We start from the raw sequence: 11,116 nt of genomic DNA, 5'->3' as shown, positions 1-11,116 counted from the left end.
GTCGGCATCCGGAGACGCGCGATCAGGTAGATCAGTGAATCCGATCAGATTTCGGCTGTGTCGGTACCGGTTCGTCGGCGACGTACGCCGAGCCCAGCTCGTGGAATGCCTCAGCCGCCCATCGCTTGCGCACCGGGTCGGTGCAGGCGTCCAGAAACGCTCGTGCCGTGGTAGCTATGTGTGGGCCGTGGACGGCCAGCTCTGGGACTCGTACGAGCACCACCGCCGCGGCGATCGCCTCCAGCCGAACAGCGGGGTGCGGGTCGTCCAGAAACGCGGCGGTGGCGTCGTACATCTGGGGACGAAGCTGCCGGACCGCATCCCACGCCGAGGTCGGGGGCCCCAGCGGTGAGAATCCGGCGAGCTCGACGAACTCGCGGACGCGGACGTCACCGACCTCGTCGGCAACATGACCCAGCCAGGTCAGCAGGTGGCCTCGCAACGGCCGGAGCCTGCCGTGCGGGCTCCGGATCTTCGTGTCGCTGCCTGCCTGGCGACCCAGCAGCGCCAGTACGTACCGCACGGCCGGCACCGTCGGCTGAAATACGTTCGGACACTCGATGAACGGGTCCCATAGATACGACAGGCCCATGGTGACCGACTGCGGATCATCAGAAGCTAGGCCGTGCAGCAGCGCCCGCTCGTCGGGATCCGACCACCAGTACTCCTGCGCCTCCCCGGCCCGCACAATGTCGTCGACCATGCCGCGCAGGTCAGCCCATTCCTCAGCCACGGCAGGATGATGGCACAGGCATCGAAAATTCGGGGATGGCGGTCGCTACCCTGCCAGATGTCGGCTGCGCGCATCGAGAGATTCCTGCATCGGATCAAGCTGGGGCCGCCACCGCTATACGGCGTTCGGATTGGCGTCACCGTGACGGTCATGCGAACGGCAGAGACAGACCTGAGCCGGCCAAAGTGTGCCTCAGCTGCGGAAACGGGTTGCGAGACAGCCACTGAGCCTGCTCTTTAACCTTGAGGGGCCTCGGGAAGGTGTATTGGTGTGACTTTGGGCCTCGGTTCTCCCTTGTTGGGGAAGTTGCCACTGCTGCGCTGAGCGAGGGTTGCTGCCCGACTCAGTGGAGCTGCTTGCGGAACCCTCTACTGAACGCGTTCGGCATCCAGAAGGTCGGATGCTTCGGTGAGGACAGCTACGAACTCATCCGCCAGGATTTTGGCAACGACGACCTTAGCCGGGTCCTCGGGCGAGGGATTGTCTTCCCGCCGGACGAGGGTTAGGACTAGTTCGTCGCCGGCGTCCAGGTAAGCGATGCAGGTCGCGTCGTCAGTGGTCGGGCCCCAGTCCATCAGCCGGAATTGCCACGAAAAGTCAGTCTCACCCATCTCGGCGTAGAGCAGGCGGCAGACTTCCTCCGGTGAGTGCCCAGGGAAAGGACAGGGCCTGATGTCACGGCGGCGCACTTGCTCCGCGTCGCTCCGCATGTAATGAGTGAAGGAGGGAACGTAGGCCGTGTTGTCGAAGGTGGTCAGCCATGCGCCGCCGGCCCATAGATCAACGGTGCGCAGATCGCCGGTGGCCAGGGCGGGCGGCGGTGGCCAGACCTCCCCTACCTCTACAGCAAATCTGGCTCGGTCACCGAATCGTCGCGTCATAGGATCGCCAAAATAGCAGCTCACGCGGAAGGGGCTCTGGCCTCGCCCACTGAGCCGGGAGACCACCGCTCGCTCGCATGCGGGCCGACACTCCCTGCGGGAGTCACTTAAGGCGGGGCCGGAGGATGGATCCGAGTCTTCCTTTGATTGGCGCTCGTTGTAGTGACCGTGGCAGATGAAACGTGGGGGCTGGTGTCCTGTCGGGGTTCCGGGATGAGTTGTACCGCTGCTTGAGCGCCCGGTCGGACGCGTTGTTCGAGCTGGCCGACGCGGTGTTGTGCGCGGACGGGCCGGTCAGGACGTTGGTCGATCTGACGTTGACGGCCGAGCATCGGCGCGGACACGGTGCCCTGTATGACGGGCTCAACCAGGGCCGCATCGATGTGGGGCGGCTGCGGCGGGCGTTGACGGCGCTGCCGGTGCCGCGCTTCGCCGACGGCCGGATAGTGCTCGCGGTCGACGTGTCGCCGTGGCTGCGATCGGACGCCGCGTGCAGCCCGGACCGGCTGTTCTGCCACGTCTACGGCCGCGCCAAAAGCGCCGCGCAATTCATCCCCGGCTGGCCCTACTCGTTCGTGGCAGCTCTCGAACCCGGGCGCACCTCGTGGACAGCGATGCTGGATGTGGTCCGTTTGGGCCCTACCGACGATGCCACGGCGGTCACCGCGAGCCAGTTGCGCGAAGTGGTCGACCGGCTGATCGCCTGCGGCCAGCAGCAACCCGGTGACCCGAAAATCCTGATCGTTTGCGACGCGGGCTACGACGTGACCCGCCTGGCCTGGGTGCTGCGGGATCTGCCGGTCGAGGTGGCCGGGCGTATCCGCGCCGACCGGGTTCTGCGGCTCCCGGCCCCGCCGTATGAGTACAACCCGTCCGGCGGTCGCCCACCGAAGCACGGCGGCGAGTTCGATTTGAAGGACCCAGCCACCTGGCCTGAGCCGGCCGTGACCACGATCAACGAGACGACCAGCTATGGAAAAGCCGAAGCCCGAGCCTGGGACCGGCTGCACCCGCGGTTGACCCACCGCGCCGCCTGGCTCGATCATCAGGGCCTGCTGCCGGTCGTCGAGGGCACCCTCATCCGGCTGAAGGTCGAGTACCTGCCCGGTGACCGCGACGCGCAACCGATGTGGCTGTGGTGGTCAGGCACCGGCGCGGAGCCTCACGATGTGGATCGGATCTGGCAGGCATACCTGCGACGCTTCGATATGGAGCACACGTTCCGCCTGTTCAAACAGACCCTCGGCTGGACCAAGCCGAAGCTGCGCGACCCGCGGGCCGCCGACCGGTGGACGTGGATCGTGATCGCCGCCCACACTCAACTGCGGCTGGCTCGGCCCCTGGCCGTCGATCTACGCCGCCCCTGGGAACAACCGGCGCCACCCGGTCGGCTCACCCCGGCCCGGGTCCGGCGAGCGTTTCGGAACCTGCGCCCGACATCGGCTCTACCCGCCGCAGCACCGAAACCTTCCCGTCCCGGCCCCGGGCGGCCGCCGGGATCGAAGAACCACAGCCGCGCGACCCGCTACAACGTGGGCAAGACCGTCAAACGCGAAACCTCGTTGGGTGGCCCGCCCCGCCGCAAGCCCCAGGCCAAAGGTTAAAGAACAGGCTGAGCTTGTCGTTTAACCTTCGACAGCACCCGGCGCTACGGCGAAGCAGGCCGTTGCGTCATCGACGGCGACTACAGCGAGTGTCGGCCGACCCGTCGGGAGGGAGCAGAGACCTGGCCGAGCGCGCCTTCTCAGCGGCAGGTGAGGATGTCACCTACGGCCATAGCGGCTACGCAGTACATTCAGCTGAGCGAATGGGGAAGTGATTAGGATTCCCTCATGGAGACCCGCGAGATAGAGCGGAACGGTGCTCGCCTGCACGCGTTGTGGCGGCCGGGCCACGGGAGTCCGCTCGTGATCGTGCCAGGGGCGATGGCTGATGCCGCCGGATGGCGGCACGTAGGGGCCGCAATCGAGCGGCCGGAGCCGGTTCTCATTCTCAACCGGCGCGGGCGGGCGCCGAGCAGCCCGCTCGGCACCGGCTACAGCGTCGAGACCGAAGTGCTCGATCTGCTGGCTTGGTTGTCCTGGCTGGCCGAGCCGGTCCGGCTGTTCGGCTGGAGCTACGGTGGCCTGATCGCGATCGAGGCGGCGACACGGAGCCCGGCGGTGCGACAGGTTGTCGCCTACGATCCGGTCGTCTCGCCGTTCGGTGCTGAAGCGGTACCTGAATTACGGGAGGCGGTTGCGGCCGGAGATCTGGATCGCGCGATCGAGGTGGTTCTCATCAGGGTATCGAGGTCCACGCCCGAGCATGCAGCGGCGTTGCGGGGCACCCCCGCTTGGGCACCGATGCGGCAGTGGGTGCGGCCGGCTCCCGAGGAGCTCGCAGCGATCAACAGCCACACCTCCGGCCCGCGACGTTGGGCCGCCATCTCGGTGCCGGTCGATCTCGTGGTCGGCGAGGAGAGCCAGCAGAACGCGTCCTACGGCACCGTTTTCACTGCGGTGGCGCGCTTGCTGCCGAAAGCGCCTGTTCACGTACTGGCAGGGCAAGGACATCTGGCTCACGTCAATGATCCGGAACTGCTGGGTCGCCTCATCACCGGCCTCATCACCGACCGGTGAGCCCGACCCCAATGCGCGTGGGACACGGCGATGATGTCCAGAACGATGATCCGCTTGGTCGCGGTCAACGGTAACTGCCGGATGTCGGGCGGGAGCGGGAGAACACGCTCACGATCGCAAGAGATGAAGTTGAACCCCACCCCATAGCCCACCATCTATAGCCATGAAGGCCCTGCTCCGACACGCCTTGACAGTCCAAGATCCGAAGCTATGCGACAGCCTCGCGCCTCACCGGCGCGTGCACCTAAACCCAGCCATCCCGGCCCCGGACGTCCGCCCGGCTCCCGCAACCGGCAGCCCGCTGCCCGCCACGACGTCGGACTCATCCTGGTCACCGGCCAGGCCCACCAGCGGCCGACTCATCACAAGAAGGGCACCAAGCCCCGCCGCACTGGTTAAACGACAAGCTGAGTAGGTCGGCCGCTCCGTTGCGAGAAGGACGGATACTCATCGTCATGACTGACAGCACCCCTGGGAGACACCAAATCTGGTGGAAAACCATCGATTTCCGGCCTGCGCCAGCCGGCTGGCGCGTCGTGTCGCTGTTCGGGGACCGTCGCAGTGTCCTTCCCATGCCCGGTTGGCTCATCCAGGAGCGCTACCTGATCGACGCCAACGACAAGGTGGTGTCGGAGCCCGACGACAGCACTTACGGCCGGGAGCGCCGAGTAGCTCCCGGCATCACGGTCGAGGGCTACGACTGGTGCGTCCAGCCCACGGATGAGAACATGCGCGACGTCGACACCACGTGGATGGTGCTGGCCCCCGATCAGCCCGAGCCCAGCGACGAAGAACAAGCTGCGGAGGTGCAGCGCCGAGCGACGGTCGCCGCCAAACGGGCTGCCGCGCGAACCGCATCCAGCTAACTGCGGGCAGGGCCCTCATTCCGTCGTTCCACTTCCAAGGAAGCGGAACGGAGCCTTAACCCGGCCGCGCGAAGCAGACGTCAGCGCCCAGTGGTCTCGTCTCGGGCGTGGGATCGATCGGGCATGGGATCGGAATGAGATCGCTCTGGTCCGCTGTGGTGTCATCCTGGGCCCTCGCGAGCACCCCCGCGCAAAGCAGGACCGACACGGCAACCGCTACCCCGATGAGCTGTCGAGAGCGTGAAGCGGAGGGCGAGTCAGCGGAAAACATGGGCTCCATCATCAGCACCAGTGGTTGCGAAGCTGACTGCAGCACGGGCGCAGGGAGGTTCGCAGGAAGCGGGCCATCACCTGGCGCGCTATGCCGTTGCCGTTTGGTTCCAGGAAGCGGAAGGAGCGCGACGGGGCGGACCAGGATCCCTACTGGCGCGAAGGGGATCGCCTGCCCCTGAGTCGCCGCACATACTTGGACCCGCAAACGGCGGCCCCTGAAACCGCCACAGTCCGAGAGGAGCCCAGGGGCATACTCGACACCCCGGCGACACGCGAGCAGCACCGGAGCAGCCGCATTCCATAAAGGACGCGAAGGTGCCTGTTTTAGCAGGTCATCGGTCATCCCGATGAGGCGAATCGCCGCAATACGGATGGTTGAACACGCATGAGGGCCCGGCGGACCCCGCCGGGCCCTCATGCGGACGTGCGCTATGGGGGCGGGCCCCGCTGATCAGGCGGCGACGCGCTCGAGTAGTGCAGCCCGTCTGCCATCGTGTTGCAGCACAGGTGGCCGGTGCTCGGGGGTGGACTTCACCCGGCTCCATCCGGTCGCCCTCGCGCTGGTGGTGGCCGGCGGTGCGGCCATGCTGCTGACCATCACCGCCGACGTGGTGAACCCGGTGCGGCTGTCCTGATCAGCCGGTCATCGGTTACCGGACGCGGTCGTACACCAGGGAGAGCGTGCCGTGGTCGCCGGCGGCCTGACCGGCCAGCGACCATCCGGCGGCGGGCAGCCCGTCGTCGAAGAGCCGGGGGCCACCGCCCAGGAAGACCGGGAAGACCATCAGGGCCAGGCGGTCGACCTGGTCGGCCGCGAGCAGGGCCTTGATCACGCTCGCGCTGGACAGCACGAGGATGTCGCCGTCGCCCTCGGCCCGCAGGACGGCGGCGACCTCGGCGGCGGGCTCGTCGACGACCGTGGTCCGCTCCCAGGGGGCGGCGCCGAGCGTCGAGGACAGGACCACCTTGTCCGTGGCGAGCAGCCACTGCGCGAACGCCTCGTCCCGCGGGTCGGCCCCGTCCGCACCGATCACCGTCGGCCAGAAGCCGAGGAAGCCCTCGGCGTTGACCCGGCCGAGCAGGGCCGTGGTGGCCGGCTGCCACAGGTTGGTCAGGTGGTCGCGGGCGACGTCGGTCACCGCGTACGGCAGCACCCAGCTCATGTCGGTCGGGTCGTCCGGGCGGGCGTAGCGGCCGTCCAGCGACAGGCTCATGTTGGTGACGATGCGTCGGGTCATCGCGGGCTCTCCCTCACGGTGGTGGCCAGTTTGTCGAGGCTTTGACCGAATCCGGTCCCGATGCCCGCGACGATGTCGGCGGAGTCGATGGTGCTGCCGGTGATCCGGTAGGTGACGTCGAGATCCGTGCCGGCGGCGCCGGGCCGCAGGCGGAACTCGACGTGGGCGGTGAACGCGGCCTCGCCGCCGGGCAGCAGCGGCGACAGCCGGTAGGTGAGGCGCTCGCCGGGACGGACGTCCTCGACGGCGCCCTCGGCCCGCCCGGCGACCACGTCGGCGTCACCGGGGTCGAGGGCGTCGCGGTATTCCTGGACGATCCGGCCGCCGGGCCGCGCCTCGAAGACGAGCTCGGAGACGCGCAGGTCGTCGGGGGTCCACCAGGCGGCGAGCAGTTCCGCCTCGGTGAGGTGCCGCCAGATGAGCGCGGGCGGGCCGTCCAGCGCCCGCCGGAACCGGAAGGAACGGTCGTCCGCCCAGCCCGGGCCGGTGGCGTTGTGCCGCTCGGCCCGCAGGCTCAGCCCGTGCCGGGCGAAACCCGCGCCGGCCCGCTCCGCCGCCTCGGCGAGCCGGTCCAACTCGGCCGCCAGCTCGCGCAGGGCCGCCGGGCGCAGCGCGTAGACGCGGCGCTGGCCGGTGCGCTGGGAGACGACCAGGCCGGCGCGCTCCAGCGTCTGCAGGTGTTTGGTGGTCTGCGGCTGGCGGGCCTCGGCGAGCTGAGCGAGAACCCCGACGGGGTGCGGCCGCTCGGCCAGCAGGGTCACCAGCCGCCGGCGGGCCGGGTCGGCGAGCGCGGCGAGCAGGGCGTCCATGCCCCGAAGTATTCTCTCAAGAGAATATTCCTGTCAAGGAATGTACGAGCGGAGCCCGGCCCGTACGATGATCGGATGGGATTCACCGGCATCGACGACCTGCTCAGCCGTGACGATCTCGGCGTGAGCTCCTGGCACCTGATCGACCAGGACCGCATCGACCGGTTCGCCGAGGTCACCGGCGATCGGCAGTGGATTCACACCGACCCGGAGCGGGCCGCGCGGGAGAGCCCGTTCGGCGGCACCGTTGCGCACGGGGCGCTGACCCTGTCGCTGTGCATGACCTTCCTGACCGAGGTCGTGCAGGTCGAGGGGGTGACGATGGTCGTCAACGGCGGCTTCGACAAGGTCCGCTTCCACACGCCGGTGCCCGCCGGCGCGCGACTGCGCGGGGTGATCAGCCTCCAGCAGACGCGCGGCATCCCCGGCGGCGCCCGGATCGTCGTGCGCACCCGCGCCGAGATGGACGGCGCCGCCCGCCCGGCCTGCGTCGCCGACCAGGTGCTCGCTCTCTACCACGGGCGGCCGTGATGGCGCCCGAGCTGGCGGAGCTGATCGTCGCGGACGCCGAGGCGCTGCGCGTGTGGCTGCTGGAGAACCACGGCACCTCGCCGGGAGTGTGGCTCGCCCTCACCCGCAAAGGCGGCACCGTCACCACACTGACCTGGCAGCAGGCCGTCGACGAAGCCCTGTGCGCCGGCTGGATCGACGGGCAGGCACGCAAACGCGACGAGCAGACGTCGTGGATCCGGTTCACCCCGCGCCGCGCCCGCAGCTCCTGGTCGCAGCGCAACGTGGAACACGTCGCCCGCCTCGAGGCGCAGGGGCGGATGCTGCCCGCCGGCCGGGCCGCAGTGGAGGCGGCGAAGGCGGACGGCCGGTGGGCCGCCGCGTACGCCCCGCCGTCGGTGGCCGAGGTCCCCGCCGACCTGCTGGCCGCGATCGCCGCGAACCCGGCCGCCCAGGCCATGTTCGACGTCCTCACCAAGACCAACCGGTTCGCGCTGATCTTCCGGGTCAACGGCGTGAAACGCGCCGAGACCCGCGAACGCAAGATCGCCGAGTTCGTCGCGATGCTGGCCCGCCACGAGACGGTCTACCCGCAGAAGGCCCGCCCGTGAGGATCGGCGAGCTGTCCCGGCGGACCGGCGTGAGCGTGCGGGCTCTGCGCCACTACGAGGACGCCGGGGTGTTGCCCGCCGGGCGCTGCGCCAACGGCTACCGGGTCTACGGCGACGACGCGGTCGGCCAGGTGCGGCGGATCCGGGCGATGCTCGACAGCGGGCTGCCGCTGCGGATCGTCCGCGAGGTGCTGCCGTACCTCGACGGGCCGGCCGAGGTGATGCCCGAGGTGCCCTGCCCCTACCTGGTGGACCAGGTGGCCGAGCAGCTGGCGCAGCTGGACGAGCGCATCCGCAGTCTGACCCGCAACCGGGACGCCATCGACGCCTATCTGCGGGCTGCCCGGGCGCAGCGCTTGACCGTGCCGTAGGCGTCAGGGTTCCAGCGTCCCGGCATGAGCATTCCAGCGACCATGTGTGCCCTGCTGCAGACCACTCTCGACGGCCCACGCGACCTGCGGCTGATCGACGACGCGCCGGTGCCGGAGCCGGCCGCCGGCGAGGTGTTGATCCGGGTCGGCGCCGCAGGGGTCGACTTCGCCGACGTGATGCAGACGCACGGCGCCTACCGGGGTGGACCGCGGCCGCCCTGTGTGGCCGGCTTCGAGGCGGCCGGCACGATCGTCGCGGCCGGCGCCGGCGTGACCGGCCGGACGGTCGGTGACCGGGTCGTCGGCACCGGATCCGGGGCGTTCGCCGGCTACATGACGCTACCCGCGGAGGCGGCGGTGCCCGTGCCGCCGGGCTGGGCCGACGAACAGGCGCTCGGTCTGGTGCTGAACTGGGCGACCGCGCTCGCCGCCCTCAAGCCGCTGGGCCGGGTCGCCGCCGGGGACACCGTGCTGGTGCACGCCGCGGCCGGTGGGGTCGGTCAGGCGGCGGTGACGATGGCACGGCACCTCGGCGCGACCGTGATCGCCACCGCCTCGCCGGAGAAGCACGGCACGGTACGGGCCCTGGGCGCCGACCACGTCCTGGACCGGCACACCGCCGACGTGGCCGGCGAGGTGCGCCGGATCACCGGTGGCCGCGGCGCGGACCTGGTCCTGGAGTCGGCCGGCGGCGCCTCGTTCGGCACCGCTCTGGCCGCGGCCCGGCGGGTCACCGGGCGGGTGGTGGTCTACGGCCGGGCCGGCGGCACGGCGGCGGTCACCAACCACGACCTGGTGTTCGAGCACCAGGTTCAGGTGATCGGCCTGCACATCGGGGTGCTGGCCACGGCGGAGCCGCGGATGTACGCCGCGCTGCTGGCGGACCTGGCCGGCCTCATCGCCGCCGGTGTGTACCGGCCGGGCCGGCCGACCGTGTCGGACCTGGCCGAGGGGCCGGAGGTGCTGGCCCGGATGCAGGCCGGCGTCACCGTCGGCAAGCTGGCCTTACGGCCGTGAGCGGCACCGCGTAGGCGCCGGCCGGCAGCGGTGGGGCCGTGGGGGTGTCCTCGCTGTCGAGAGTGTGGACGCCGGCCTCGATGACCAGGGTGCCACCGTGACGCCGGGTCAGCAGCGGGCCGCCGCGTTGCCGGCCGGGACGTGGTGGAAGGTGCGGCGGTAACTGTGCGGGCCGACCCCGGTGGCGGCCCGCAGATGCTGGCGCAGCGAGGCCGAGGTGCCGAAACCGGCGCGTTCGGCGACCCGCTCGATCGGCAGGTCGGTGGTCTCCAGGAGGTTGCGGGCCAGGTCGACGCGCTGGTGGATCAGCCATGAGCCGGGGGTCGCGCCGGTCTCCTGCCGGAATCGGCGGGTGAACGTCCGGATGCTCATCCGGGCATGCCCGGCCAGGGCGGTCAGGGTCAGCGGCTCGTCGAGGCGCTGTAGCGCCCACTCCCGGGTCGGCGCGGTGGACTCCCCGGATCGTGGCGGCACCGGCTGTTCGATGTACTGCGCCTGGCCGCCGTCGCGCCACGGCGGGACGATGCAGCGGCGGGCCACCGCGTTGGCGATCTCGCTGCCGTGGTCACGGCGCACGATGTGCAGGCACAGGTCGACGCCGGCGGCCGCGCCGGCCGAGGTCAGCACGTCGCCGTCGTCGACGAACAGGACGGCCGGGTCGACCGCGACGCCGGGGAACAGCCGCTGGAAGTGGCCGACGCAGTGCCAGTGGTTGGTGGCGGGACGCCCGTCGAGCAGGCCGGCGGCGGCGAGCACGTACGCCCCGGTGCAGATCGACACGAGCCGGGTGCCGGGACGCACGTGGGCGAGGGCGGCGCGGACCGGCTCGCTGAGGTGGCCCTCGGTGAACATCGGCGCGACCGGCTCCAGCGCGGGCACGACGACGGTGCCGGCGGTGGCGAGGATCTCGGGGCCGTGTGCGGCGGTGATCGCGAAGTCGGCGGCGGTCGGCACCGGCTCGGCGCCGAGACCGGCGGTGACCACCTCGTACAGCGGGGCGCCGGTGTGGTCGACGGCGCTGCCGAAGACCCGCTTGGCGATGCCCATCTCGAACGGGTAGACGCCCGGCAGGGCGAGGACGACGACACGATGCATGGCCAGATCCTTTCACATGTCGTCGTTCAGGCCACTGTTCGGGCGGCGCGGGGAACGGGAGGCTGATCACCGAGAGCGGCTGGTTCCCAGT

11 protein-coding genes and 1 pseudogene are annotated in these 11,116 nt (G+C 70.1%); 7 read left to right on the top strand and 5 right to left on the bottom strand.

Annotation, left to right across the window (positions count from 1 at the left end):
* Positions 1-31 precede the first annotated feature (31 nt).
* Positions 32-733 (bottom strand): hypothetical protein, encoded by a 702-nt coding sequence (locus Aut01nite_RS42805; protein ID WP_043530667.1) that lies wholly within the window; start codon positions 731-733, stop codon positions 32-34.
* A gap of 368 nt (positions 734-1,101) precedes the next feature.
* Complete coding sequence (locus tag Aut01nite_RS42800; protein ID WP_043530669.1) at positions 1,102-1,614, bottom strand: hypothetical protein; 513 nt, start codon at positions 1,612-1,614, stop codon at positions 1,102-1,104.
* Between the two features lie 162 nt (positions 1,615-1,776).
* Between Aut01nite_RS42800 and Aut01nite_RS42795 the strand changes: the two are divergent.
* From Aut01nite_RS42795 to Aut01nite_RS42785, 3 genes and pseudogenes are all read left to right on the top strand, one after another.
* Positions 1,777-3,218 (top strand): annotated as a pseudogene (locus Aut01nite_RS42795) (NF041680 family putative transposase).
* Positions 3,219-3,446: 228 nt separating this feature from the next.
* Positions 3,447-4,235, top strand: coding sequence for an alpha/beta fold hydrolase (locus Aut01nite_RS42790; protein WP_043530673.1), 789 nt, complete (start codon positions 3,447-3,449; stop codon positions 4,233-4,235).
* Positions 4,236-4,690: 455 nt separating this feature from the next.
* Complete coding sequence (locus Aut01nite_RS42785) at positions 4,691-5,101, top strand: hypothetical protein (RefSeq protein WP_152629008.1); 411 nt, start codon at positions 4,691-4,693, stop codon at positions 5,099-5,101.
* 923 nt (positions 5,102-6,024) lie between these two features.
* Here Aut01nite_RS42785 and Aut01nite_RS42780 read toward each other — a convergent pair.
* Positions 6,025-6,612: a dihydrofolate reductase family protein gene (locus tag Aut01nite_RS42780; RefSeq protein ID WP_043530679.1), complete on the bottom strand. Its 588-nt coding sequence runs from the start codon at positions 6,610-6,612 to the stop codon at positions 6,025-6,027.
* Complete coding sequence (locus Aut01nite_RS42775) at positions 6,609-7,421, bottom strand: metalloregulator ArsR/SmtB family transcription factor (RefSeq protein ID WP_052164366.1); 813 nt, start codon at positions 7,419-7,421, stop codon at positions 6,609-6,611. The genes Aut01nite_RS42780 and Aut01nite_RS42775 overlap by 4 nt, the downstream gene beginning before the upstream one ends.
* A gap of 75 nt (positions 7,422-7,496) precedes the next feature.
* On the opposite strand from Aut01nite_RS42775, the gene Aut01nite_RS42770 reads away from it, so the two are divergent.
* Genes Aut01nite_RS42770 through Aut01nite_RS42755 form a run of 4 tightly spaced genes read left to right on the top strand, consistent with a single transcriptional unit; the run spans position 7,497 to position 9,930 of the window.
* Positions 7,497-7,952, top strand: coding sequence for a MaoC family dehydratase (locus Aut01nite_RS42770; RefSeq protein WP_052164367.1), 456 nt, complete (start codon positions 7,497-7,499; stop codon positions 7,950-7,952).
* Positions 7,952-8,542 carry a YdeI/OmpD-associated family protein gene (locus Aut01nite_RS42765; RefSeq protein ID WP_373871576.1) on the top strand — a complete coding sequence of 197 codons (591 nt, stop codon included), beginning with the start codon at positions 7,952-7,954 and terminating at the stop codon, positions 8,540-8,542. The genes Aut01nite_RS42770 and Aut01nite_RS42765 overlap by 1 nt, the downstream gene beginning before the upstream one ends.
* Positions 8,539-8,913, top strand: coding sequence for a MerR family transcriptional regulator (locus Aut01nite_RS42760; RefSeq protein WP_043530684.1), 375 nt, complete (start codon positions 8,539-8,541; stop codon positions 8,911-8,913). The genes Aut01nite_RS42765 and Aut01nite_RS42760 overlap by 4 nt, the downstream gene beginning before the upstream one ends.
* Positions 8,914-8,937: 24 nt before the next feature.
* Entirely contained in the window at positions 8,938-9,930 is a 993-nt protein-coding gene (locus Aut01nite_RS42755; protein ID WP_043530686.1) for a zinc-binding dehydrogenase, read from the top strand.
* A 108-nt stretch (positions 9,931-10,038) separates the two neighbouring features.
* On the opposite strand, the gene Aut01nite_RS42750 is transcribed toward Aut01nite_RS42755, so the two are convergent.
* The gene (locus tag Aut01nite_RS42750; protein ID WP_043530689.1) at positions 10,039-11,025 is read right to left on the bottom strand and encodes a GlxA family transcriptional regulator; all 987 of its coding nucleotides are present in this window, start codon (positions 11,023-11,025) and stop codon (positions 10,039-10,041) included.
* Between the last annotated feature and the right edge of the window lie 91 nt (positions 11,026-11,116).

The organism is Actinoplanes utahensis, from assembly GCF_016862455.1.
GTDB lineage: Bacteria > Actinomycetota > Actinomycetes > Mycobacteriales > Micromonosporaceae > Actinoplanes > Actinoplanes utahensis.
This window is presented reverse-complemented; position numbering and strand designations above follow the sequence as displayed.